This window comes from Bacillus vallismortis, from assembly GCF_004116955.1.
Classification (GTDB): domain Bacteria; phylum Bacillota; class Bacilli; order Bacillales; family Bacillaceae; genus Bacillus; species Bacillus vallismortis.
On the sequence record NZ_CP026362.1, the window covers coordinates 3073082 to 3098328 of the forward strand.

The following is a 25247-nucleotide window of genomic DNA, read 5'->3' on the forward strand; positions in this document are numbered from 1 at the left end:
CATCAGGAGGACGAGAGGTTACAGCACCGCAAGCGACTCGTCTCGAATATCTGTGATGAGCATATGCCCCGGCGCATGCGTGATGACCATTTCAGGTTTTACATTCATAGCCACAGCTTGCGGGGTTACACCGCATGCCCAAAAAACAGGAACCTCTCCTTCACGAATGGAAACGGCATCTCCGAAATCCGGTTTGTCCAGTTCCCCAATGCCGATTGCTCTCGGATTGCCAATATGAATCGGCCCGCCGTGCACAGCCGGAAAACGCGAGGTCACTTGTGCGGCCCGTACAGCCAGCTGTTCTGGAACGGGTCTCATGCTGACAACCATCTTTCCTTGAAACGCCCCCGCCGGAACACAATCGATATTCGTTTGATACATCGGGACGTTTGTCCCCTCATCAATATGCCGGACAGCTATTCCATTATTGATCAGCGCCTGTTCAAAAGAAAAACTGCATCCGATCAGAAAACCGACAAAGTCATCCTCCCAGTATGGCGTGATATCAGATACCTCTTCCGTCAAGATGCCCTGCCTATAGATACGGTACTTCGGGAAGTCCGTCCTAATATCAGCATCCGGCGCGGCCTGAGACGGCACAGGCGAACCTTCATCCGTCACATCCAGCACAGGGCATGGCTTTTGATTCCGCTGGCAAAACAGCAGAAAGTCAAACGCAAGGTCTTTTTTCAAAATCACAAGGTTCGCTTGGGCATAACCGCCGGCTATGCCTGCGGTCGGCCCGGTTATTTTTCCCTCTCGTATCAAGGCGCGTACATCCTTCGGCGCCATTTTATTTAATTGCTCCACCTTTATCAGCTCCACAATTTAGGAAGTTGTGTAAATAACGTGTAGACGCCCATTACAGCCATTACAACCACAACAAGTGCACCTGAAACGGTCAGCCAAAGCGGATGCTTATAATCACCGATAATTTTTTTCTTATATGCGGCAATCAGAAGCGTTCCGAGCGCAATCGGCAAAATTAAGCCGTTCAGTGACCCGACAAGCACGAGGATTTTCGCAGGCTGTCCGATTGTGACAAAAGCTAACGTAGAAACTACGATAAACCCGATAATAATCCCGCGCGAATTTTTTTCAATTTTTGGAGAAAAGGTTTTAAAGAACGAAACCGATGTATAAGCCGCCCCGATAACAGATGTAATGGCAGCGGACCACATGATCAATCCGAAAATTTTATAACCGACATTTCCAGCAGCCAGCTTGAAGACAGAAGCCGCCGGATTGCTTTCATCGATGTGCAGGCCTTTTGAAACAACCCCAAGCACAGCAAGAAAAAGAGCAATACGCATGACAGATGTAATTAAAATGCCGACAACTGAACTTTTTGTCACCTGCGGGATGGATTCCTTCCCTTTAATTCCAGCATCCAGCAAACGGTGTCCTCCGGCAAATGTGATATAACCGCCGACAGTTCCGCCCACAAGCGTGACAATAGCAAAAATGCTGATTTGCTCGGGCGCAATCGTATTTGCTACAGCCTCGCCAACAGGCGGAGCTGTTGTAAACGCGACATACAGAGTTAAAAGGATCATCACAAAACCGGCAATTTGCGTAAAACGGTCCATCGCTTTTCCAGCTTCTCTAATTAAAAAGATTAAAATGGCAACAACAGCACTGATCAAAGCGCCTGTTTCCGGTGTAATGCCAAACAGCACCTGAAGTCCCAGTCCGGCACCACCGATATTCCCAATATTAAAAGCCAGTCCTCCAAGCACGACGAGAGTGGCAATGAAATAACCCAATCCCGGAAGCACCATATTCGCAATTTCCTGGCCTCGTTTTCCAGAAACCGCGATGATGCGCCATACGTTGGTTTGGGCGAAAATATCTAAAATAATAGAGATAATAATGACAAAACCGAAGCTTGCCGCGAGTGTGTTTGTAAATGTTGCGGTTTGTGTCAGGAATCCCGGGCCGACCGCGGATGTCGCCATTAAAAAGGCGGCCCCCATCAACAATGACCAGCTGCCCGCCTTTTTTCCTGCTGTTTTTTTCTGCTGCTCCATCTATTGTTCCTCCTTTATGTTGACTTCTGTGCTGAAATAGCGGCCACTTCAATGCCTGCCACTTTGAGTTCTTTTCTGATTTTTTGCGCAAAGGTCAGCGCGTGTGCTCCATCTCCGTGGATGCAAACGGTATCTGCTTTTAAGGACACATCATGGCCTTGCTGAGATTTAACCGCCCCTTCTTTCACCATTTTGATCACTTGGGTGACGGCGGCATCATCGCTTTCAATGAGTGCGTCCTGTTGGGAGCGCGGTGTCAGTGTGCCGTCGGCTTGGTATGTTCTATCGGCGAACACTTCATTTGCCGTCTGAAGTCCGATCCGTTCACCCGCTTTGACGAGCTCGCTCCCAGCAAGACCGAAAAGCACTAGGCCGGGATCAACCTTATAGACAGCTTTCGCAATGGCGTCTGACAGCTTTTGATCGACAGCCGCCATATTGTATAAAGCGCCATGCGGTTTGACGTGCTGCATGTGAAGTCCTTCTGCTTTTAAAAAACCCGAGAGCGCGCCAATTTGATAGACGACGAGATCGTACGCTTCCTCAGGTGAAATCGCCATATTGCGGCGGCCAAAGCCCAGTAAATCCGGCAAACCCGGATGCGCGCCGATTTTCACACCGTTTTCTGCGGCGAGCGCAACGGTTTTCCGCATGACACCGGGATCTCCTGCATGAAATCCGCATGCGATGTTCGCAGATGTGACATACTCTAAAATATCTTGATCAAGGCCTATCCTGTAGGCTCCGAAGCTTTCTCCTAAATCACAGTTCAAATCAACTTGAAACACAGAATCCCTCCTGCCAAAGCAAATGATTTGCTTGATGTATTTATTGTTCCGAAATTCGGAACGACTATTCCGAATTTTTGAACTTTGCTTTATTATAATTCAAACCTCTCAGTTTGTGAAATACTTTTGTTAGAAAACCTACCATGGACCCAGAAGAAAACCTGCCAAACTAAAAAAGAGCCCATCTTAGGACTCTTTTTTTTATAAAACCCAATGGCGAATCGCTTTCGCGACACCATCCTCAATATTTGTCTCCGTAACCCAATCCGCCGTTTCTTTCACAATGTCTTGCGCATTTCCCATCGCGACACCCAGACCCGCTTCTTTAATCATGGCGATGTCATTGAGGCTGTCACCCATCGCCATCACATTCTCCATCGTAAAGCCGAGTTTTTCAGAAACCTTCGCAAGAGCTGCGGCTTTGTTGATGCCAAGCGCGTTGACCTCAATGTTTGTCGGGCTTGAATTGGTGATTTCAAGCTCTTTGTTTTTTCTCAGCTCCTCCAGCACTTCGTTTCGGATGTCGTCATCCTCAATGTCAAAGCCGAATTTGAGCCATTCGTGATCCGTAATGTTTTCCGGAAACTCGCCTCTCCATACTTTATTTACAGTAGAAGCCCAGAAGTTCGTGTTGTGCTTGTTCCGCAAATCCCACATCATCTGAATATGATCTGTATGGAGCAGCTTACGTTCGACCAAGTTAAAATTCGAATCCCAAATTTCACTGCCGTTTGCCGTGATTAAAAAGGACGACAGCTTCAGCGATTCAGCCAGCTCCCGGCACGTCATCAGTGTCCGGCCCGTGCTGATCACCACGTACACGCCTTTATCCTCCGCTTCCCGAATGGCTTTACGGTTTTCATCCGAAATCAGCTGCTCGTCATTCAGCAGCGTTCCATCCATATCAATTGCGATCAGCTTAATATCCACATTTTCTCTTTGAACAGACATATATGTACCTCTCTTTATCTTTTAATTGTGCTTCTACCTATTCTAATACATTATACCCAGCGGGACAAAAAAGCGATTTCACATGTTTGAGGCACGCGAATAAAAGGAAAACAAACGGTGAGGTGATGATAGATGACAGAAAGAAAACAGCAAAATAAACCAAATGAAAATCCCGAACACAATGACTTAACCGATCCGATTCCAAACGAAGAGCTGAAGGAAAATATGGAGGATGAAAAACACAAACGGCAGCAAAGAGATGACTCACAAAGCGAACGGGATTACGATACAAAATAATTGAACCCCTCACAATTCGTTGTGAAGGGTTTTTTCACTTTTCGATATAGATGCCGATTTCAGCTTCAGCAACAGGCTGTCCGCTCACTGACGCCTTGGCATGTCCGAACACAAACCCGCGCCGGTTGCGCGTAACCTCAAACGCAAGTTCAAGCCGGTCACCAGGCATGGCCGCACCGAGCTTTTCCGCTTTCTTCACGGAAGACAATAAGCCCAAGCTGTTCTCACCTGTAATCCCTGTAAAAGCCGCGGTTTGCGCAAGTGCTTCAATCACAAGTGAAAACGGCATTTCTATTTGCGTGTCAGTGATAAACCAATCGTTTTCACTAATCAGCTTATACGCTTCCGCATATTTGCTTGGCTCGCTTTTCGTCACGCGATCAATGAACAAAAACGGATAGCGGTGAGGCAAAGATAATGGGTTCATATGATCTCTCCTTTTTTGACTATTATATATCAGCCTACAGCTGAACGATAGGATATATGGAAAAAAACGAAAAAGGAGACTGTTATGCCCAAAAACAGCTATCTAAGCTCATTCCCTATAACGAGTATCATCTTCCACTAAAAGAGATTTAGTTTTTCATTATTTCTATGCGGGACCCCATATATGAATCATTAATCCGTAGAACAAAACAAGATTTCGTCAGAATCGCCTTCAGTTGGTTCCCCTAAGCAGCAAACAATAAAACCAATAATTTGGCTTTACTCATCTGGTAAAGATCAGTTGTTTATAGAATGATGAAATAAGCGATAAGAACAGCACTTCTTTTAAAGAGCTGTTCTTAACCAAATTGCAGTTCATAACATTTTGTATTTTCCATAATATGTGATATATTCAATATATTACATATGTCTATTTAAGGAGGGATATCTAAAATTTAGAGTTCAACTAATTAAGTGAGTTTGGAATAACAATATCGCATATAAGTATTGTTTTTAGTTAGAATTTTTTTCTAGATTAACAGTTTTAAGATTTCGTTCATTGGTCTTAACAATTTTTTTCTTCGAAATATACATTAATGTCATGTTTTTGAGTTGTAATTTGATGATTTCTTCATGTTCTTTAAAAAAAGTAAATTTTAAACGCAAAGCATGGATGCATACGTAGATTTTTAATAATAGAAGTTAAATCTTTATTATTAGCTAAATTAACGATAATGTATGAAATTCCTGAGCCATTCGTTTCTAAAATTTGCAAGGCCTCTCTCACGGGAGTTCGACTAACCCCTAAAGTTTCAGCTAATTCGTCATCATTAATTCTTTCACCTGAACGCAGATTCCCTTCAACAATCCATTTTTGTAATTGATTAAAAACTATATCTTTGGCTGAAATTCTCGTTTTTTGTTTAGAATTTTTCGGTACTGGCATTACATACAACCTTTCTATTTTCTTAGCTTTACTAATATATTGAATATAGGATATTTAGGAGTGAGAAGCATGACAGACAGAGAAGTTAAGAGAGCTTTTTTTCTAATAACTGAAAATAGGTTTCATACTACATACCTAATTGATAAGTGGATGAAGGCTTTTGGATCTGAAAATGATTTTAAAGGAATTATGATTCGCGGCAATAAAAATGAAGTATCTCTTAAGGACAAGCTTTCAACCTTACCGAGCCTAACTATAGGTGATTTAGAAGAAATTTATGGGGAACTTAGTAATGCAGAGAAAGAAATGATCATGACTTACGGTGTTCCTAAAAATCACTTGCATTATGATAATAATGTCATATTAGCAGGAGAAGATTTGAACAGTAAAGAGACGAAAAACTGGCTTGAAAGTGTCGTGAGGCAATTTGATAAAGTTGTTTTTTTCATCTTTTTAGACGTAATGTTAGAAGATTGGTGGATTGAACTGACTAAAGGACAAATTATTAACGCTCATTCTGCTGTCTTACCCTTTGCCAGGGGAATGAATGCAATCGAGTCTATGGCATACAAAGGAGATATAGAGGAATTTAAAAAATCAGTGGGGGCTTCTGTACATTTTATCGATAATGGTATAGACACTGGTCCAATATTAATAGCAACTAGGATAACTAATCCATTCTTATATAGATCATTGGGTGATTTAAAAGGAGCCTGTTACCAGCTTGCTTTTGATTTATTAATACATCAAGCTTCAAAGATACATAGATTTAAGGAGAAAGAATTTGTAGGTATCAGCCCAGACAAGAGTATGATTGGGCCAGTTTTCTATTCTAAACATTTTTCAAATGAAATTCGTAAAATTGCAGAATTTAATTACTTAAATATGAAGAAAGAGGTGACTACAGTTTGATCTACGATAACGTTTTAGAACTTATCGGCAATACACCTATTGTTAAGTTAAATAATCTTGTTCCAAGCGGGAAGTCAGAGTTATATGCAAAACTGGAAGGGTTCAATCCAGGCGGAAGCTCTAAAGACCGTGTTGCAAGAAATCTCATAGAGGTTGCAGAAAAAGACGGAAAGCTAAAAAAAGGCGGAACAATTGTTGAATCCTCTTCGGGCAATTTGGCGATAGGTTTATCTATGGTTGCTAAAAGAAAAGGTTATAAAATGATTTGTATTGTAGATCCCAAAATAAGTGAAGTTAATTTAAGTTTAATTAAAGGTTTTGGAGCTCAGGTTTATATGGTTGACCATGCTGATAAAGATGGAAACTATCTGAAAGAACGGTTAAGAAAGGCGGAAGAACTTTCAAAGACACTTCCAAACTGTTTTTGGCCTAATCAGTATAATAATTCCGCAAATCCAGGGGCCTATATAGAAAGCTTAGCGGGTGAAATATATGATGATTTTAAAGGCGACCTTGATTGGATTGTTTGCCCTGTAGGAACAGCTGGGCTAATAACTGGTTTAACTAAGGGACTTAAACGTCTGATTCCTCGAGTAAAAACACTCGCAGTAGATGCTAAAGGTTCTGTTATTTTTGGTGGCCCTTCTGGTAAAAGACATTTAATAGGTATGGGAAATGCAATTGTACCTGGTAATTTAGAACCTCAATTATATGATGAAGTCGTTCACGTTGGAGATGAGGAAGCATTTTATATGACAAGGCAGCTCGCATTAGAAGAAGGATTGCTAGTCGGCGGTTCTTCTGGGGCATCGGTTTTTGCAGCTACGAATCTGATTCAGAAATTAAAAGAAAAAGTTAAAATTTTAACCTTATTACCTGATCGAGGAGATAGGTATTTCAATACAATATTTTCTGATCAATGGATTCAGAATAAAAACATGGACTTGGATGTTATTAAATTTGGTCAAAAAACCAAACTATATAATTATTAGGGAGGAATGTAGTTTGTTAACAAACATTAAAGCACCCGAAATAACCTATTTAAGTATGAGTGATGTTATTAAAGCTGAAGGAAACCAATCTGCATTGTATGTGGATTCTATTAAAGAAGCTCTCACTTTACATGCTGAAAGAAAGTTTGTACAACCTCTAAAACCATACCTAAGAGCTAATCAAAGTAAAGGACATATCGCTGACAGAATTATTGCTATGCCTGCACACCTGGATGAAATGAATATATCGGGTATAAAATGGGTCGGAAGCAAGAATGATAATCCTTCTAAAAGAAAAATAAGCCGAGCTAGTGCAGTAGTTGTATTGAATGATCCTGAAACAAATTACCCTGTATCTATCATGGAAGGTAGCTTGATAAGTGGAATGAGGACTGCAGCTGTTTCGGTTTTAGGAGCAAAACACCTTGCAAAAAAAAATTTCGCAGAAATGAGTTGTCTAGGTTGTGGTCAAATTGCTCAATTCCATGTCGAGTCATTTATTGATCATTTTAAAAACCTTAAAAAGATTAATTTATTTGATATTAACCAAGACTCAGCAAATTTATTAAAAGAAAAAATTGATGAATATGTAAGGCATAAAGGAGACAACAGATTTATTGAAGTTAACGTATGTGAAAATTTAGAGAAAACAGTAAGGAATGGAGAAGTTATATTAACTTGTACGGTTGCAGATACGCCATATATACCTTTTGAATGGATTTCAAAAGGAACATTCATTAGTAATGTTTCTATAATGGATTTTGAAAAAGAGACTTTCTTAAAAGCAGATAAAGTAGTAGTGGATGATTGGGACCAAGCTAATCGTGAAAAAAAGGTTATTAATCAACTCGTTTTAGAGGGAAAATTCTCTAAAGAACAGTTACATGGAGAATTAGGGGAAATCATAACAGGTAGGATTCCCGGAAGAGAGAATGAAAACGAAATCATTATATTAAATCCTATGGGTATGGCTATTGAGGATATAGCTTGCGCGTACAAAATTTTCAAAAAAGCAAAAGAACTTGGAATAGGTAAAACTTTGAGTCTATATTAAATGGTAAGGGGGGCAGATTATTATAGCTGCTCCCCTTTTACTCCGGCCTTACAATTCAATTATTTGTTATCCCCAACCTTTAAAAATGAACATAAGAATAATGAACAAGGTTCCTAATGCTTGATACTAACCAAAAGGGATACCCAACTGTTAAACCTTTAATATTTCCATTAGATAATAAAGACATGTTCCAGCTATAGCCAAAAATACAAGTGTTGTAACCATTAATAAATATCAATGAATCCTCTTCTTTGTATGCAATATATTACACAATAATATATAATATTCTCATAATTTAAACCATAAATCATAAGGAGGATCCAATGAACAAACTACCAGCACACCTATTTTTAGATGATTTAAAACTTGAGTATACTTCTATGAGTTTTTCAACTTCAACTGAAAAAGGGGCAGCTAATGTTGCTAAAGAATTGAATTTTAATGAAAGACAAATGGTCAAGACATTAATCTTTGAAACAGGCCAAAGTGAAAAAATTTTAGTAATGGTCGGAGGAGATCAAAATATTAAGTCAGGGAAATTGAAAAAAGCCGTAGGTTCAAAAAATATAAAAATGGCTTCGCCTGCTACTGTAAAAGAACTTACAGGTTACCAAATCGGATCAATCCCTCCATTTGGGTGGCAACCTACTCATTTTCGTTCATTTATAGACCGTACCCTAATGAAAGAAGATACACTTGGAGTGGGAGCTGGTGTTTGGGGAAATGAAATTATTATAACTCCCCAAAACTTAAAAAGGGCTTCTAAAGCCCAAGAAGTGGACATTGTTACAGAACAATAGAAATAATAAAATCGGCGTATATTGAGCCATTCTCAATGGCTCTTATTTATTTCGAGGATATCCAACTTAATGTGGTTTTGCCTAACATTTTATCAGGAGATGTTTTATAAGATCACTTTCTGAAGGATGATCAGAAAAACCAGTTATCATTCGATTTCCATCCTCCTATACCTAGCTGGGTGATACAGTAAAGTATAAAAATCGTTCTTTTCCTCTTTCGACAAGGCTTGCGCAGAAAGGACACGTCTTCATTTGATACTTCAGCCGTTAATAAGCATTCTCGCACACGAAATATGTAAACAGCCATATCAAAAAGCTGATCAAAATGGCTGGATATGATGTGGTGACGCCTAAATTGCTCGAGGATGTGTGAAGCTACACATTCCAGTTTACAAACATGAACGACTGAAAACAGGAGAAACCAATGATCAGGCAAAACGGAGGACAGCGCATCTTTATGGTTGGATGCAGCGCGGGCCGACGATCACATGGAATGCAGCAGTATGTCTGAGGTGAACGGAGATGTTGCGCTTCTCATCAAAATACTGCGGGATAAACAGCTCCCGATTTGGCGATATATCAATTTGATGCCCTACATGGCTTTGCCAATCCTGAGTCGGTTTATTTTGACAGGGCACTCTTTCTCAAAACACTCTCCCTCATCAAAAACGAGGCGGAAAAACCACCTCGTCCTATTTCATTAGATTGTTCTGTTAACGCGCACAAATGGTCATCAGTGACCTCAGTCGTTTTTTACTTTGCTTGTCTCATCTCACCGAACGGATAAAAGACGAGAGATTCAGTTCCGACGATCTCTTCATCAGAAGGCATACCCATTCCGTTTCTGCTATCCATCGAATTGAGGCGGTTATCTCCCATTACGAAATATTGGCCTGAAGGAACCTCAGCTTCGAAGTCACCTGTTAAGCTCACACCTATTTCTTTGGCCTCTTGTTGATGTTCCTTTAGGTACGGTTCTTCCACCTTTTTATCGTTTATGTATAGCTGATCATCCTTCATTTTTACACTGTCACCAGGCAAACCGATTAAACGTTTGACTGATGAACGGCCGCTCGTTTTGTCTTGAATGACTATAATGTCGCCTCTGTGAAAACCGCCTGTATATTTGGCTGCTTTGTCAACCAAAATTCTTTCTGAGTCTTGAAGCGTTGGAGCCATTGACAAACCTTCAACGAGAAAAGGCCTGTAAAACGCCATTCTAATCATCAAAATAAGTGCAGCGATCAAAACGATACTGACTACAACGATCCATCTTGTTTTTCTTTTTTTCTTTAATGTGATTTTTTTCGCATTCAATTTCCTTCACCCAATACCTTCCTAAGAATCCCAAATTATTATACAGCATTTGGATCTTCTTGGTTCGTTTTTTCGGATAGTTGTGTAAGGAAATTGATTGGCCGGGGCAACCATCCACCCCGCCCTATTTCATCACCATTTTCTCAAACGAGCACAGATTTCATCCGTCACCTCAGCCGTTGTGCTTTGTCCGCCAATGTCGCGTGTTTTGATGCCATCAGCCGTTACTTGTTCCAGGACATCAAGGATCTTCGCCCCCAGTTCTTCCTCCCCGAAATGGTCAAGCATCAGCTTCGCTGTCCAAATTTGGCCGATTGGATTGGCAAGGCCTTGGCCGGCAATGTCGGGAGCTGAGCCGTGAACCGGTTCGAACATAGATGGGTATTTGCCGGACGGGTTGATATTCGCGGACGGCGCAATACCGATGCTTCCCATCAAGCTTGAGCTGATGTCCGTTAAAATATCACCGAACAAGTTGCTCGCCACAATGACGTCAAACGTTTCCGGACGCGTCACAAAAAAAGCGGCCAGCGCATCAATATGCTGGGATGACGTTTCGATTCCGCTGTAATCAGCCGCAGTTTGCTGAAAGACTTCATCCCAAAACGGCATCGCGTGATAAATGCCATTCGATTTTGTCGCACTTGTCACATGGCCGCGCCGTTTTTTCGCCAATTCGAAGGCGAAGCGCATGACTCGTTCTGTCGCTTTTCTCGTAAATACAGCATTCTGGATGGCGATTTCATCGCCGCCTCTGTGAATGCGTCCGCCGACTTCACTGTACTCGCCTTCACTGTTCTCGCGAATCACCATAAGATCAAAATCATTTGGATGCAGAAGCGGCGACGTGATGCCTGCCATTTGTTTGGCCGGTCTCATATTAATGGAAAGCTCAAGCTCCCTCCGGATTTTCAGCAGAAGCCCCCATAACGAAATATGATCGGGAACCAGCTTCGGGTTTCCGACTGCTCCTAAGAAAACCGCTTCAAATTGAGTAAGCGTATGTATGCCGTCTTCAGGCATCATGTCGCCGTGCTCCATGTAATAATCACAGCTCCATGGAAAAGACGTAAATGAGAATGACAAACCGCCGTGCACCTCAGCCGCTGTATGAAGCACTTTCTCAGCAGCCGCCACAACCTCTTTTCCTACTCCGTCTCCCGGTATTGCCGCAATCTCGAATTGTTTCATTGTCATTCTCCTTCCCCTGTTATCGTAAGCGTTTTCTATTATACTAGAATGCGAGATGGTAAAAAAAGCCCGTGACATGCTGTCACGGGTCGTTTATTGATTCAGTTTCTTTAAAATGATGGCATGCAGCGGTTCATGAGACTGAATGCCGCACACCTCTTGAAGCACGCCGCTGTATCCTTTTTCTTCGATCAGCGCTTGCAGTTCAACCGCTTCAGGGTCATCGGTGAAATCGAAGCGCAGTGCTGCGGCAATCCCTTCCGCCAGTGCATTCGGCTCTTTTATTTTCTTTGCCGGGCCTACGAGCCTATCATTTTCTCCCAGTTTTCTGAGAGGTGATCTCGCTACGCGGGTCACATCGTCTGTAATGAATGGGTTTTCGAAGCGTCCGATGATTTTTTTGATATATTGTTCGTGTTCAGCTTGCTTAAAGCCATACGTTTTGACGAGGTAGTCACCGGTTTCAAGCAGTGCGGAATGAACGACACGGCGGATTTCCGGGTGATCGATTGCTTCTTTGACCGTTTTGAGCCCGCGCTGATAGCCGACATACGCTGTCACCGCGTGTCCGGTGTTGACTGTAAACAGCTTTCGTTCGATGTACGGCGTTAAATCATGAACAAACAGCGCGCCGTTTATGGCCGGTGTTTTTCCTTTAAAGCCTGATTCATCAATGACCCATTCAAAAAATGGTTCAACCGACACTTTGAGCGGATCTTCATGATGCTGAATCGGCACGATCCGATCAACGGCAGAATTTGGAAAACTGACCGTTTCACTGACGGACTCCCGCTTCGCCTCAGTTAAATGGCTGTATATCTCTTTCTTCAGAAAGCTGCTTCCTCCGATCATATTTTCGCAGGCAATGATATTCAGTGTGTTTGAAGCGTCTCTTCGTCTTAACCCTTCTGCGATAGAGGGAGCAATCAGCTTTAACACGTTCGGACCGACCGCCGTTGTGATGAGCGCCGCCTCATTGATTAGCCGATACAGCTCCTCCGGCTGGCTGCCGCTATTGATGGCGCTGACCGGGCCGATAACCTCTGATGAATGCCCCTCTTCTGCCAGCTCCACTGTGTATTCCTTTTTTTCATTGAGGAGGCTGACCATCGTGTCGTTCACATCCGCAAACACTACGTCATAGCCAGAGTGGTGAAGCAACGCGCCGATAAACCCCCTCCCGATATTTCCCGCACCGAAATGTAATGCGATCATGTCAGTTCACCTCGTTGAAAATGGCGATCAAATCTTCTTCGCTTTTAGCAGAGATCAGGCGTTCAATGTTTTCTTCTTCTGAGCAAATGATGGCGATGTTAGACAAAATGTCTAAATGCTCATTATTTTTGCCCGCAATGCCGAATACCACTTTTGCCGTGTTGCCTTCTCCGTACTCGACGCCGTCTGGAATCTGTATGATGGATATTCCAGAGTGAAGCACCTCGTTTTTCGCCTCTTCTGTGCCGTGTGGTATGGCTATAAAATTTCCCATAAAAGTAGATGATGTTTCTTCACGTTCAAACATTTTGCCAATGTAATCTGCTGTCACATAGCCGTTGTCAATCAGCGTCTGGCCTGCCATTTTGATGGCTTCTTCCTTTGATGATGCCGTTTGATTGAGTTTAATATTTTCCTTTGCGAGTACTTGCATGGGTATCACTCTCTTTCTATGAGATTACTTTTTAAGTTTTTCAAGCAGCTCGTCATATTTCGGGCTGTTTAAGAAGTTATCCACTGATATGTGTGTCGCGTTCGGCAGCTTCGCTTTCGCGCGATCTGTTAAATCTTTGTGTGTGATGACAATGTCCGCATCGCTTGGCAGAGTGTTAATGGCCGTGTTGGCCACACTAATATCCAGCTCCGCTTTTTTCACTTTGTTTCTTAAAATCGATGCTCCCATCGCGCTTGATCCCATTCCCGCATCACATGCGAAGATGATTTTGTTTACGCTTTCAGAAGACAGCTCAGACGCTTCCTCAGCTTTCGTTTGCTCCGCTTCTAAAACAGAGGCCGCTTGGCTTTTTTTCCCCTTCATGGACTGCATTTTTTCTGTTGCGGCAGCGAGGTCTTCTTCGCTTGCTTTTGAAGATTTCAGGATCACTGCTGATACGATAAACGAAACAGCGGCAGCGACCAATACACCCGCCAATACGCCGAAGTAGCCGCCTCTTGGCGTCATCGCCAGCAATGCAATGATGCTTCCCGGTGACGCTGCTGCGACAAGTCCGGCATGAAAGATCGTGAATGTTAAGAGTCCGCTTGCGCCGCCGGCAATCGCCGCCAGAATCAGGGCCGGTTTCATCAAAATGTACGGGAAGTAAATCTCGTGAATCCCGCCAAAGAAATGAATGATCGCCGCGCCGGGAGCCGTCGATTTTGAAGAGCCTTTGCCAAAGAACATGTACGCCAGCAAAATGCCGAGCCCCGGCCCAGGGTTTGCTTCTACTAAGAACAAGATCGATTTTCCCGTTTGGGCCGCCTGCTCGATTCCGATTGGACTTAAGATTCCATGGTTAATGGCGTTGTTGAGGAATAACACTTTCGCCGGTTCTACAAAAACGCTGGCTACAGGCAGTAAATTCGCGTGTACAATGACTTCTACACCGGCTGCCAGCAATTTGTTTAACGTCAGGACAACCGGGCCGATAGCGTAAAACGCGAGAATCGTTAAAGCCGCGCCGACAATCCCTGCCGTAAAGTTGTTGATGAGCATTTCAAAGCCTTGTTTGACTTTATCCTTTAATAATTGATCAGTCTGTTTAATGAGGTATCCGCCAAGGGGCCCCATGATCATTGCACCTAAAAACATCGGAATATCTGACCCGACAATCACCCCGATTGCCGCTGTCGCCCCGACGACTCCGCCGCGGTGGTCGTAAATCATTTTTCCGCCTGTATACGCTATCAAAAGCGGCAGTAAATATGTGATCATCGGGCTGACAAGTGTATTCAGCTGTGCATTCGGAAACCACCCCGCCGGAATAAACAGCGCGGTAATGATGCCCCACGCGATAAACGCGCCGATATTCGGCATGATCATTCCGCTCAAATAACTGCCGAAACGCTGCACTTTCACTTTCATGCCGCCTTGCTGTTGTTCTTGCTGCATATATAAACCCTCCCTGTTTTGTTTGTCGCTGTAAGATAGAAAAAGATGTTCAGAGAATCATGCTTCCCTTTGACTCTATGTTAAAACGCTTACACACTCTATACAATTGAAAGTAAAGAGGACTTTGGCATACGAGTGTGACAATTTTTTAAATAAAAAAAGGCTCCTGATTTCAGGAGCCTTTTCTCTTGCCTCTATAAATAATGTTGCCGTTTTGAATCACGTACTTGGCGATCATCCGCTCACTCACTATAAAAACGGGATAAGCGCACACAAGTGCAAAAATTGCCATCGGCACGTGCTGTACGACCGGCAGCATTGAGCCAACCGCATCGCGGAGGAGCAGCAAAAGATAAATAAGCAGCACAATCACTGCTAGTGACAGCAGCATCATCGGAGCTGATACTTTATATTCATAAAGCCGTTCCCGGCAGTGTCCGCAGCGAAATTGACAAGGCACGTTTGATGATCTGACCATGTCGCCTGTCAAAGGTTTGCCGCAGTTCGGACATTGTGTTTCTTTCATAGGGTATTCCTCACTTTCCATTCCATATGTCTATTATACCAGAGTCCCTTCTGTTTCGTTTTGTTGCTGTTCAACACATTTTCACATTTTTTATCATCTACTTACTTGTCTCTGCCTTTAAAATCCTCTACGCTTAAATAGATCTTAATGGAGGGGATGTATGAATGCTTCCGATTAATAGACAGCAGCACATACTGAAGTGGCTGAAAGAAGAAGGCGCGCTCAGAATTTCTGACATCAGCGCAAAATTCGGCGTTTCGGAAATGACCGTATACAGAGATGTCAACCAGCTTGTTCAGTCAAATCAGGTCATCAAAACGGCCGGCGGCATCACGCTCCCAGCCCAAATACCTCAAGCAGGTCATATGTGCAGCTATTGCCTGAAGCCGGTCAATCAGGCTTTTTCGGTTCAGCTGATTACGGTAAACCAAGACATTGAACAGCTATGCTGCGCACACTGCGCGTTTTTGCGCTACGCAGATAAAACGGAAGAGGTTTCACACTTGATTTGCCGAGATTTTCTGTTACACACAACGGTCAGTGCCGGTTCGGCTTATTTTGTGGTTAATGCTGAATTAAACCTGCACTGCTGCCAGCCGCAGGCGATTCCGTTTGCAACACTCGACCATGCCGAACGGTTTCAAAAAGGATTCGGCGGAGCCGTCCACACGTTCGACCAGGCGCTCGAAGACATGCTTCGAGACAGAAAAAAGCGCTGCACCTGCACCAAGACATAACACAACATATACAGCGGAAGGTGGTGTTTGAGTGATGAAGCGAAACAGATGGTGGATCATCCTTCTGCTTTTTCTTGTTTTCCTGCCGAAAACAAGCTTTGCTCACGCCTATATTGTTACATCTTCACCCGGCGAAAACAGCGAATTAAAAAGCGCTCCTGCACAGGTGGAAATTGAATTTAATGAACCGATTGAAGAAGGGTTTCATTACATTAAAGTCTATAATTCAAACGGCGACCGGGTGGATACAGATAAAACTGAAATCAAAAAAAACAACAATCACATCATGGCGGTGAAGCTGAAAAAGGATCTGCCTCGTGATGTATACAGAGCGGAATGGAATGCTGTGTCCGCGGACGGGCATCCGGTCTCCGGCGTCATACCGTTCAGCATCGGGAAAGCGGAAGGCGGATTCAGCACCCAAAAAGCAGCCGGTTCAGCGCTTAATCCGGCAACAGCCGCAGACCGTGCGATTCTGTATACAGCCTTATCTCTATTTATCGGGACGGTTTTTTTCCATCTCTTCTGGTATAAAGGAGATTCAAAACAACTTGCCAAACGGACGAGATGTATCCTCATCATCTCGATCACCGCATTGGGACTGGCGCTTTTGCTTCAGCTTCCGATTCAAATAAAAGCAAACGCTGGCGGCGGCTGGGGCAGCGCCTTCCAGCCGGACTACATCAGAGAAACACTTCTAAAAACAGCAGGCGGCACCATTTGGATCATTCAAGCCGCGCTGTACGTGCTGCTTACGCTCTCTGTCATTCCTGCGATACGCAAAAACCGCTTTTCGTCCTTCGGATATTGGACAGCGCCGCTCATTTTCTTTTTCGGCCTCCTGCTCGCCAAAGCGTTTACCGGCCATGCAGCGGTTGTTGAAGAAAAAGCAGTCGGCATTTTGATGGATTTCCTGCATTTATCATCCGCTTCCATCTGGGTCGGCGGAATAGCGGCACTCGTTTTGCTGCTCGCAAACGAATGGAAGCAGCCTGACAAAACGCTCGCATGGGAAACGGTAAGCCGGTTCTCTCCATGGGCGCTTACTGCGGTCGGCGTCATTTTGTTTTCAGGCTTGCTTAATGGATTTTTCATCATACGTTCGATGGATTCGCTGTTCCACACAGCGTACGGCCAAGCTCTTTTAGTGAAAAGCGGACTGTTTGTGTTGATGCTGGCCTTAGGCGCGGTTCATTTTCTGCTCACCAGAAAACAGCGCCGCGCAGGAATCAGCCGGACGGTGAAAGCGGAATGGGCAATCGGCATCGCTGTATTGATCACAGCGGCCGTGTTTACCAGCCTGCCGAGCCCGCCTGAGCCCGGGCCGGAACCGTTCTACCAAACCAAAGCGATTGGGAACGGGCAAAGCGTTTCTCTCAGCATCAGTCCGAATCAGCCAGGCAAAAACGTATTTGATCTGCGAGTCACCGACCATAACGGCGACCCGGTGAAAAACATCCAGCAAATCACGTTAACCGTTTATAAAACAGGTCTGTCAGGCAGCGAAAACAAAAACACCTTTCAATTAAAAGAGAAAGAAAATGGCGTCTTCCAGGATGAAAATCTGTCCATTAATGAAAAAGGAAACTGGAAGATCAAAGTCCACGGTTTGACCGGTGACTTTAACGAAATCAATATCATGTTTACAAAAACCAATTAAAGGAGTGTTTTATGTTGTTTAAAAAAATCGCATGTACACTATGTTCAGCTATTGTCGGCTCACTTTTATTCTTTACGGCCTCTGCCAGCGCGCACGTTACTGTAAAGCCCGCTGAATCCGCTGCAGGCTCATGGGAAACCTATACAATGAAGGTTCCTTCTGAAAAAAACCTGCCGACAACAAAGGTTGTCCTCAAAATGCCGAAGGATGTTGAGTTCCAACAATACGAGCCGATTCCAGGCTGGAAGGTATCTACCCAGAAACACGATGATCAATCAGTTTCTGTCACATGGGAAGCAACTGACGGCGGCATTCAGGAAGGACAGTTCCAGCGGTTTACCTTTGTTGCCAAAAACCCTGATAAAGCGGATGAAGCCGCTTGGGACGCATATCAATATTACAAAGACGGCAGCATTGTCGAGTGGACGGGTGACGAAAATGCCGATACGCCTCATTCCATTACACATATTACCGCCGCAAAGCAAGTAACAGATGAGCACGGCGCCACGAAAACGGAAGACGATTCCAAGGACACAGGCTCTTCGGCTCTCGACATCACAGCGATTGTGCTGTCTGCTGCAGCCATTATTTTATCTGTGGCAGCGCTTGTAAAGAAAAAGCGCGCCTAATGAAAAAAAGCGATCCAGAAGTATTTCTGGGTCGCTTTTTTGATTTATCCGCGTCCTGCCTGGAAGGAAGGATATTGTGTCATGCCGCCGTCCGCGAATAACGTGATGCCTGTGACGTAGCTTGATTCCTTCGAAGCAAGCCATACCGCTACTGCGGCGATTTCCTCCGGTTCGCCGATGTATCCCATCGGAATCATGCTTTCAACATCTGCTTTCTGTTTAGGGTCAGCGAATTTTTCGGCATTGATTGGCGTGTTGATCGCGCCCGGACCAATATTATTGACACGAATTCCCTTCGGCGCGTACTCCAACGCTAACGTTTCCGTCATTAGCTTAATCCCGCCTTTACTAGCCGCATAGTGGACAAATAACGGCCACGGAATCACTTCATGCACACTGGACATGTTGATGACATTTCCCTTGATTTCGTGTTCTACGAAATATTTAATCGCTTCCCTGCTTCCTAAAAAAGCGCCGGTTAAGTTCGTGCTGATGACTTTATCCCAATCCTTCAGCGGCATTTCGTGAGAGGGGACAGGATTTTCAAGACCTGCATTATTAATCATAATATCGAGTGTGCCGAACTCTTTAATGGCAGTTTGCACAATATGTTTTACATCTTCCTCTTTCGTGACATCACCTTGGACAATAACGGCTTCACCGCCCGCCTTGACGACCGCTTCTTTTACCTCGTTTGGATCCTGCTTGTTACTGTAGTAGTTGATCACCACTTTTGCTTGCTCCTTGCCAAAGCGAATGGCCATGGCTTTCCCAAGACCCGATGCGGCTCCTGTAATGGCAACGACTTTCCCTTTTAAATCCGGATACATCTTTATCTTCCTCCAATTGTTATGAATTTGTTTTGGCGATTCCTAAAAATATGGCTGCCGCAATAATCAGGGCAATCCCAATTCCAATCCCTATAAGCTGGCGTTTTGTTTTCTTTTCACGCAGGATGAATATGCCGCCAAGCGTTGAAATGACAATTCCCATTTGTGAGAGGGAAAAGCTTGTCGCGACACCGACCTTCGGCTGAGAAATAAACAAAAACATATTTCCGCCTGCCCAGATTAAACCCGGGAGGATATTTCTGACTGCATATTTGTTAAAGGGTTTGTGCTTGTAGGTTAAAGCAAGTCCCCCGATTACCATCCCGATCGCCTGCGGCAAAAGAGCCGACCAGCCCGACACGTTGAACAACCTGGCAACGACCACATAGACCAAATAACCAAGCGTTGAGACAAGAAGAATCAATATGCCCTTTTTTAAATTGCTTGGCTCTCCCTCTTTTTTGCCTTTCTTATCTTCCAATGACGCGAGAATGATTCCCACGATGATAAAGATCAGAGCGAGAATGCCAAGCGTAATCGCAATTGGTGTAGACCATTCGCGAAATACAATCACACCAAACAGCGAGGTTGAAACGAGCTGCATTCCGGTGGAAATCGGCATTGTTTTGGACACACCCATCAATTCAATGCTTTTCAGCTGGTTTGCCTGTCCAAGAGACCAAAATAACCCGGATACGATTCCGACAATAAAAATACGCAGTGACAGAGCGGGCTGAACAAAAAAGTAAATGACGATAGACACAATGAGCGCCCCGATCGTCGTTCCGAGAGTCTGGCTGTACGGCCCGCCGCCTAATTTCACATTGAAGAGAACAATGCTCCCCCAAAACAAAGCCGGGAGAAGAGCCAATAATAAATCCATTGTTGGGGAACCTTCTTTCAAAATGTATTTGCTGTTATTTTGGCTGGAATTGTTGTGATTATTCGCCGGAACACAAAAAGAGCTGCCGGAAGATCCGGCAGCTCTAGGAGCTTGCATTTTATTACAAACCGATGGACATATATTTTGTTTCAAGGTAAGGTTCGATGCCTTCCGAACCGCCTTCGCGGCCGATTCCGCTTTCTTTCATTCCGCCGAATGGCGCTTGAACCGCTGACGGCCCGCCATCATTCCAGCCAATAATGCCGTACTCGAGATTCTCGGAAATATAGATGCCGCGGCGGTAGTTTTCTGTGAAGAAGTAAGCAGCCAAGCCGTACGGGGTATCGTTGGCAAGCTCAATCGCTTCATCAATATCAGAAAATGTGACGATCGGTGCAACCGGGCCGAATGTTTCCTCATGCATGATATTCATTGACGTATCCACATCGGTGAGCACTGTCGGGTTGACGAAGTAGCAGCCTTTGTCATCGTTTCGGTCATACGTGCCCCCTGCAAGAACCTTCGCTCCTTTTTCAACAGCATCATCAATTTGGCTGACGATTTTTTCAAAGCCTCTTTTGTTGATGATCGGGCCGACATTGACGCCTTCTTCAAGTCCATTTCCGACTTTCAGCTTAGACACTTGCTCGCTCAGTTTCGCAGCAAATTCATCTTTGATGGATTCATGAACGATCAGGCGGTTGGCACATACACAGGTTTGGCCCGCGTTGCGGTATTTGGACACCATCGCTTGTTCAACGGCAAGATCAATATTTGCATCCTCATCCACGATCAGCGGTGCATGTCCGCCGAGCTCCATAGAGAGATGTTTCACGGTGTCCGCACTGTTTTTCATGAGGATTTTCCCGACCGGCGTTGATCCTGTGAACGTGATTTTGCGGATTTTTGGACTGCTTGTGAACACGTTCCCGATTTCTTCGCCGTCGCCAATGACAACCTGCAGAACATCTTTTGGAATGCCCGCTTCATATGCGAGCCGCGCAAGCTCATAGGCAGACAGCGGTGTGTCCGGTGCCGGCTTGATGATAAACGTACAGCCGGCGGCAAGAGCAGGCGCCGCTTTGCGTGTAATCATCGCATTCGGAAAATTCCATGGCGTGATGGCAGCAACCGGGCCGACTGGCTGGCGTGTGACGACAATTCGTTTGCCGGTTGTCGGAGCAGGAACCGTTCTTCCGTATACACGCTTCGCTTCCTCTGCGAACCATTCGATATAACCTGCGCCATATAGGACCTCGCCGACCGCTTCCTGATACGGTTTTCCGTTTTCCTTTGTAATTACATTTGCAAGTTCTTCTTTATGTTCAACAATCAGCTCATACCATCTTTTCAAAAGAGACGCTCTTTCATTCGCTGATGTTTTGGACCACGTTTTAAACGCTTGATGTGAACGTTCAATGGCTTCTTCTACTTCTTGGGCGGATTGCTGGGGAATCGTTTTGATCTCCTCGCCCGTAGCCGGGTTGTAGACCGTTAATTGATCTGGCATATTGAACATTCCTTTCTGTTTTATGATTACTTAAAATGATAGCAGACCCAGCCGTTTTCTTTCCAATGATTACGCTCGCAGGCCCGCCTCCAAGATGCTGAGCCCTTCATTCAGAAGGCTGTCTGAGATGACGAGCGGCGTCAGAAAGCGAATCATATTGATTCCCGCTGTCAGCAAAAGCAATCCGTTTTGATTCGCATACGCCGCAATCCCTGCCGCTTTCGCCTTATCAGGCTCTCGCGTGTCCAGATCCTTGACGATTTGATTGCCGCCATTGCCCCGAGTCTCCCGGATATCACCGATGACGGGGATTCTCGCTTCCATTCATATGCCTTTCTTTGAATCATTTTGCCAATTTCTTCAGATCCCTCATTCAGCCCTTCTTCTTCAATGATATCCAAAACAGCTAAAGCCGCCGCACACCCGAGCGGGCTGCCTCAATACGTGCCGCCCAGCTCCCCGGGCGCCGCCGCATCAAGCAGTTCCGCACGGCCGATCACACCGCTTAACGGGAGGCCCGCCGCTAGTGATTTAGAAACCGTGATCATATCAGGAACAACATCAAAATGTTCAATGGCGAAATAAGTGCCTGTTCTGGCAAAACCGGTTTGAATTTCATCAGCTATATGGTTTTGCCGCCGGAGCTATTGCGGACATATAAACAGCGGGGCTATGATTTGCAGACATGCTCCTCGCTTACGCAGCGCGCCCTGCAGGAATTTATCGAATCCGGAGAAAATATCAGAAGCATATTAAGAAAATGAAGCAGCATTATAAAGAAAAGAGAGAGCGCCTGATCACCGCTTTAGAAACAAAGTTCAGAGGAGAGGTATCCGTACAAGGGGCAAATGCGGGACTGCATTTCATCACCGAATTTCATACAAGCCGCACCGAACAAGACATCATGGCACATGCCGCCGGCCAGCAGCTCGAAATCTTCGGAATGAGCCGGTTTGGCTTGAAGGAAAACAAGCGGCAAACAGGCCGGCCCGCTCTGATTATCGGCTTCGCGCGATTGAAGGAAGAAGACATTCAAGAGGGTGTCGAGAGGCTGTTCCGTACTGTTTACGGGCATAAAAAAATCCCCGGTACAGGGGATTGATTCACCAGCGGTCCTGGTCCACATTCAGTACGGCTTCAAGCAGGCCGGGAAACGCCTTTTCAAGGTCTTCAGCACGAAGCGAATAATACCGGCGCTTCCCTTCTATCCGAACTTGAGCGATGCCTGATTCTCTCAGTACTTTAAAATGATGCGACAAGGTCGACTTGGCAACCTGTACATCCGCACAGGTGCCGCACGTTTTTTCTTTCGCTTCAGCTAATTGCTTGACGAGCTCTAAACGAAGCGGATCACTCAGTGCGTGAAGAACCTTTGTCAACTGCAACGTTTCTGTTTCTGGATGGTTTGGAATGTTCATGACACAAATGTATCACACAACAATTAGAATGACAATTTTACTATTTGAGGGTTTTTCCTTTACCTCATTTTGAATACATGATACAGTTAGTTCGATGAAATTCGAACAATAAAATCAGCATAACGATGGAGGAGATTGACATGATCGTATTACAAGCTTACATCAAAGTAAAACCAGAAAAACGCGAGGAATTTTTGAACGAGGCGCAATCGCTTGTTGAGCATTCAAGAGCTGAGGAAGGCAACGCGCAATACGACCTATTTGAAAAAGTGGGCGAAGAAAATACATTTGTGATGCTTGAGCAATGGAAAGATGAAGCGGCGATGAAATTCCACAATGAAACTGCGCATTTCCAAGGATTTGTCGCAAAAGGAAAAGAACTGCTGAGCGCTCCTCTTGATGTTGTCCGCACAGAACTTAGCGAGTAAAGAAAGGGTGTCCCATATGAATGAAGTCATTAAATCATTAACAGACCACCGTTCGATTCGCAGCTATACAGATGAGCCTGTATCCCAGGAACAATTGGACCACATCATTCAAGCGGTGCAAGCAGCCCCAACTTCGATCAACGGACAGCAAGTGACTGTGATCACAGTGCAGGATAAAGAACGCAAAAAGAAAATCTCCGAGCTGGCAGGCGGACAGCCTTGGATTGATCAGGCTCCTGTTTTCCTTCTGTTCTGCGCAGACTTCAACCGGGCTAAAATCGCGCTTGAAGATCTGCATGATTTCAATATGGAGATCACAAACGGTTTGGAATCTGTTCTTGTCGGCGCCGTAGACGCTGGTATCGCCCTTGGCACAGCGACAGCAGCTGCCGAATCCCTCGGATTGGGCACGGTACCGATCGGCGCGGTTCGCGGAAACCCTCAAGAGCTGATTGAACTGCTTGAGCTTCCAAAATACGTGTTCCCTGTATCCGGTCTTGTCATCGGCCATCCCGCAGACCGTTCGGCGAAAAAACCGCGTCTTCCACAGGAAGCCGTCAATCATCAGGAAACCTATTTGACTCAAGATGAGCTGACGTCCCACATCCAGACATATGACGAGACGATGTCTGAATATATGAAAGAGCGGACAAACGGAAAAGAAACAAGAAACTGGTCACAGGGCATCGCATCCTATTATGAGCGCCTGTACTATCCACACATCCGTGAAATGCTTGAAAAACAAGGATTTAAAGTTGAAAAATAAGCCTCACCCGGCCTGTCGGATTTTCCGGCGGGCCTTTTGATTGTCCGGTTAAAATCCATTGACTTCTATTTCGTTTATTTGGTAAAATTTTTTCATTGTTACTCATTGGTTTTGTGTGAACCAATGGGTTTTCTAATGTTCAGGAAAGAAGGAAGCCATGAGATGCTTGATAAAAAAACAGATATCTTGTTAGCTGCGAGAAAGCTGTTTTCGGAGAAGGATTTTACGTCAGTTTCCATGCAGGCGATCGCAGAAGAATGTAAGATGTCAAAAGCTTCGATATATAAGCTGTTTCAGTCTAAGGAAGATCTGCTTTTAGAGCTGCTGGCATTTAACCAGAAGCAAATGGTGGCGGCGGCCTCAAGACTTCAGGAAAATACCGAGCTGACACCGGAGGAGCGTTTGATGCAAAAGGTCAAAATGGAGCTGGAAGGCTTTAGGCGGAATCAGCAATTTTTCAATATGCTGACCTACGGAGACCCCAAGCTGCATAATAACCGGGTCAAACAGCATATCCATCAGACCAGATCAACGATTATCCGCTGGCACCGCGATTCGCTGATTCAGGCATATGGAGAAACCATTCTCCCGTTCGTGTGGGATTTGGTCATCATTCTTCACGGCATGATGCGTGAGTTTGTCATGCTGATCAAAATAGAGGAAAAACCGCTTGAGCTTGACCCAATCGCAGCGTTTATCATCAGCACCCTCAATCAGCTTGTCAAAAACAAGGAAACCCGGAAGTCTCTCCTTCCTCCAGAAGCCATCGAGCTTTATATTCATTCAGCATCCTCCTGCAAACCAAAGGATAAATCAGCCCTGTTGTCGGAAACCCTGAAAGAATTACACCAAGGCATCTCTTCCCTGCCCGCCGCGGACTATGACGTAGATGAATTGACATCCGCAGCCGCCATGCTGGAAGAAGAAGCGAAGAAGGAAGAACCCCGCGCTTTTTTGCTCAAATCACTGATTGGCTATCTGGAACAAACCGGTGTTTTAACACAGCCCGTTTCGATGTTAAAAACACTGTTAATTACGTAAAGAAAAGAA

26 protein-coding genes and 4 pseudogenes are annotated in these 25247 nt (G+C 44.7%); 13 read left to right on the plus strand and 17 right to left on the minus strand.

What is annotated here, in order from left to right:
• Positions 1–18: 18 nt before the first annotated feature.
• From BV11031_RS16280 to BV11031_RS16295, 4 genes are all read right to left on the minus strand, one after another.
• The gene (locus BV11031_RS16280) at positions 19–810 is read right to left on the minus strand and encodes a putative hydro-lyase (protein ID WP_010330833.1); all 792 of its coding nucleotides are present in this window, start codon (positions 808–810) and stop codon (positions 19–21) included.
• Positions 811–815: 5 nt separating this feature from the next.
• Positions 816–2030 carry an NRAMP family divalent metal transporter gene (locus tag BV11031_RS16285; RefSeq protein WP_010330832.1) on the minus strand — a complete coding sequence of 405 codons (1215 nt, stop codon included), beginning with the start codon at positions 2028–2030 and terminating at the stop codon, positions 816–818.
• Between the two features lie 14 nt (positions 2031–2044).
• The gene (gene pxpA / locus BV11031_RS16290) at positions 2045–2818 is read right to left on the minus strand and encodes a 5-oxoprolinase subunit PpxA (RefSeq protein ID WP_010330831.1); all 774 of its coding nucleotides are present in this window, start codon (positions 2816–2818) and stop codon (positions 2045–2047) included.
• Positions 2819–3019: 201 nt separating this feature from the next.
• A complete protein-coding gene (locus BV11031_RS16295; RefSeq protein ID WP_010330830.1) occupies positions 3020–3769 on the minus strand; it encodes a Cof-type HAD-IIB family hydrolase in 750 nt (249 codons plus the stop codon).
• A gap of 132 nt (positions 3770–3901) precedes the next feature.
• Here BV11031_RS16295 and BV11031_RS16300 point away from each other — a divergent pair, with 132 nt between their 5' ends.
• Entirely contained in the window at positions 3902–4066 is a 165-nt protein-coding gene (locus BV11031_RS16300) for a hypothetical protein (RefSeq protein ID WP_010330829.1), read from the plus strand.
• 34 nt (positions 4067–4100) lie between these two features.
• Here the strand turns inward: BV11031_RS16300 and BV11031_RS16305 are convergent, their stop codons facing one another.
• Together BV11031_RS16305 and BV11031_RS22990 are read right to left on the minus strand one after the other, a co-directional pair.
• Positions 4101–4493: a 3-hydroxyacyl-ACP dehydratase FabZ family protein gene (locus BV11031_RS16305; RefSeq protein WP_010330828.1), complete on the minus strand. Its 393-nt coding sequence runs from the start codon at positions 4491–4493 to the stop codon at positions 4101–4103.
• 750 nt (positions 4494–5243) lie between these two features.
• Positions 5244–5438 (minus strand): annotated as a pseudogene (locus BV11031_RS22990) (GntR family transcriptional regulator); the annotation flags it as partial.
• 69 nt (positions 5439–5507) lie between these two features.
• Between BV11031_RS22990 and BV11031_RS16315 the strand changes: the two are divergent.
• The 5 genes and pseudogenes from BV11031_RS16315 to BV11031_RS22995 form a co-directional block, all read left to right on the plus strand.
• The gene (locus tag BV11031_RS16315) at positions 5508–6350 is read left to right on the plus strand and encodes a formyltransferase family protein (protein ID WP_010330826.1); all 843 of its coding nucleotides are present in this window, start codon (positions 5508–5510) and stop codon (positions 6348–6350) included.
• Positions 6347–7342, plus strand: coding sequence for a 2,3-diaminopropionate biosynthesis protein SbnA (gene sbnA, locus BV11031_RS16320; protein ID WP_010330825.1), 996 nt, complete (start codon positions 6347–6349; stop codon positions 7340–7342). The genes BV11031_RS16315 and sbnA overlap by 4 nt, the downstream gene beginning before the upstream one ends.
• Positions 7343–7397: 55 nt before the next feature.
• The gene (gene sbnB, locus BV11031_RS16325) at positions 7398–8396 is read left to right on the plus strand and encodes a 2,3-diaminopropionate biosynthesis protein SbnB (protein WP_041952611.1); all 999 of its coding nucleotides are present in this window, start codon (positions 7398–7400) and stop codon (positions 8394–8396) included.
• A gap of 323 nt (positions 8397–8719) precedes the next feature.
• Positions 8720–9196, plus strand: a complete 477-nt coding sequence (locus BV11031_RS16330) for an aminoacyl-tRNA deacylase (protein WP_010330823.1) — start codon at positions 8720–8722, stop codon at positions 9194–9196.
• A 252-nt stretch (positions 9197–9448) separates the two neighbouring features.
• A pseudogene (locus BV11031_RS22995) lies at positions 9449–9896 on the plus strand (dienelactone hydrolase family protein); the annotation flags it as partial.
• Between the two features lie 53 nt (positions 9897–9949).
• Here the strand turns inward: BV11031_RS22995 and sipU are convergent.
• From sipU to BV11031_RS16365, 6 genes are all read right to left on the minus strand, one after another.
• Positions 9950–10513: a signal peptidase I sipU gene (sipU, locus tag BV11031_RS16340; RefSeq protein ID WP_010330822.1), complete on the minus strand. Its 564-nt coding sequence runs from the start codon at positions 10511–10513 to the stop codon at positions 9950–9952.
• A gap of 132 nt (positions 10514–10645) precedes the next feature.
• Entirely contained in the window at positions 10646–11710 is a 1065-nt protein-coding gene (locus BV11031_RS16345) for a tartrate dehydrogenase (protein ID WP_082246393.1), read from the minus strand.
• 87 nt (positions 11711–11797) lie between these two features.
• A complete protein-coding gene (locus tag BV11031_RS16350) occupies positions 11798–12919 on the minus strand; it encodes a mannitol-1-phosphate 5-dehydrogenase (protein ID WP_010330820.1) in 1122 nt (373 codons plus the stop codon).
• Position 12920: 1 nt separating this feature from the next.
• Complete coding sequence (locus tag BV11031_RS23000) at positions 12921–13352, minus strand: PTS mannitol transporter subunit IIA (RefSeq protein WP_010330819.1); 432 nt, start codon at positions 13350–13352, stop codon at positions 12921–12923.
• Positions 13353–13376: 24 nt separating this feature from the next.
• Complete coding sequence (locus tag BV11031_RS16360; protein WP_010330818.1) at positions 13377–14810, minus strand: PTS mannitol transporter subunit IIBC; 1434 nt, start codon at positions 14808–14810, stop codon at positions 13377–13379.
• Between the two features lie 172 nt (positions 14811–14982).
• Positions 14983–15336 (minus strand): hypothetical protein, encoded by a 354-nt coding sequence (locus BV11031_RS16365; protein WP_010330817.1) that lies wholly within the window; start codon positions 15334–15336, stop codon positions 14983–14985.
• 164 nt (positions 15337–15500) lie between these two features.
• Here BV11031_RS16365 and cutR point away from each other — a divergent pair, with 164 nt between their 5' ends.
• Genes cutR through BV11031_RS16380 form a run of 3 tightly spaced genes read left to right on the plus strand, consistent with a single transcriptional unit; the run spans position 15501 to position 18362 of the window.
• Positions 15501–16073, plus strand: a complete 573-nt coding sequence (gene cutR / locus BV11031_RS16370) for a copper uptake transcriptional regulator CutR (RefSeq protein ID WP_010330816.1) — start codon at positions 15501–15503, stop codon at positions 16071–16073.
• Positions 16074–16107: 34 nt separating this feature from the next.
• Complete coding sequence (locus tag BV11031_RS16375; RefSeq protein WP_010330815.1) at positions 16108–17733, plus strand: copper transporter YcnJ; 1626 nt, start codon at positions 16108–16110, stop codon at positions 17731–17733.
• Positions 17734–17747: 14 nt separating this feature from the next.
• On the plus strand, positions 17748–18362 hold the full coding sequence (locus BV11031_RS16380) for a YcnI family copper-binding membrane protein (RefSeq protein ID WP_010330814.1): 615 nt from the start codon (positions 17748–17750) through the stop codon (positions 18360–18362).
• Positions 18363–18406: 44 nt separating this feature from the next.
• Here BV11031_RS16380 and gdh read toward each other — a convergent pair whose 3' ends face one another.
• The 4 genes and pseudogenes from gdh to BV11031_RS16400 all read right to left on the minus strand — a co-directional run.
• Positions 18407–19192: a glucose 1-dehydrogenase gene (gdh, locus tag BV11031_RS16385; RefSeq protein ID WP_010330813.1), complete on the minus strand. Its 786-nt coding sequence runs from the start codon at positions 19190–19192 to the stop codon at positions 18407–18409.
• 19 nt (positions 19193–19211) lie between these two features.
• A complete protein-coding gene (glcU, locus tag BV11031_RS16390) occupies positions 19212–20075 on the minus strand; it encodes a glucose uptake protein GlcU (RefSeq protein ID WP_010330812.1) in 864 nt (287 codons plus the stop codon).
• Between the two features lie 121 nt (positions 20076–20196).
• On the minus strand, positions 20197–21585 hold the full coding sequence (gene gabD / locus BV11031_RS16395) for a succinate-semialdehyde dehydrogenase (RefSeq protein WP_010330811.1): 1389 nt from the start codon (positions 21583–21585) through the stop codon (positions 20197–20199).
• A 69-nt stretch (positions 21586–21654) separates the two neighbouring features.
• Positions 21655–22211: pseudogene (locus tag BV11031_RS16400) on the minus strand (aminotransferase class III-fold pyridoxal phosphate-dependent enzyme); the annotation flags it as partial.
• Here BV11031_RS16400 and BV11031_RS16405 point away from each other — a divergent pair.
• Positions 22203–22687 (plus strand): annotated as a pseudogene (locus BV11031_RS16405) (MocR-like transcriptional regulator GabR); the annotation flags it as partial. The pseudogenes BV11031_RS16400 and BV11031_RS16405 sit on opposite strands and share 9 nt — an antisense overlap.
• 1 nt (position 22688) lies before the next feature.
• Here the strand turns inward: BV11031_RS16405 and BV11031_RS16410 are convergent.
• The gene (locus BV11031_RS16410; protein ID WP_010330808.1) at positions 22689–23003 is read right to left on the minus strand and encodes an ArsR/SmtB family transcription factor; all 315 of its coding nucleotides are present in this window, start codon (positions 23001–23003) and stop codon (positions 22689–22691) included.
• A gap of 140 nt (positions 23004–23143) precedes the next feature.
• On the opposite strand from BV11031_RS16410, the gene BV11031_RS16415 reads away from it, so the two are divergent.
• The 3 genes from BV11031_RS16415 (at position 23144) to BV11031_RS16425 (ending at position 25238) form a co-directional block, all read left to right on the plus strand.
• Positions 23144–23431, plus strand: a complete 288-nt coding sequence (locus BV11031_RS16415; protein ID WP_010330807.1) for a putative quinol monooxygenase — start codon at positions 23144–23146, stop codon at positions 23429–23431.
• A 16-nt stretch (positions 23432–23447) separates the two neighbouring features.
• Positions 23448–24197: an NADPH-dependent oxidoreductase gene (locus tag BV11031_RS16420; protein WP_010330806.1), complete on the plus strand. Its 750-nt coding sequence runs from the start codon at positions 23448–23450 to the stop codon at positions 24195–24197.
• Between the two features lie 162 nt (positions 24198–24359).
• A complete protein-coding gene (locus tag BV11031_RS16425) occupies positions 24360–25238 on the plus strand; it encodes a TetR/AcrR family transcriptional regulator (RefSeq protein ID WP_010330805.1) in 879 nt (292 codons plus the stop codon).
• Positions 25239–25247 lie beyond the last annotated feature (9 nt).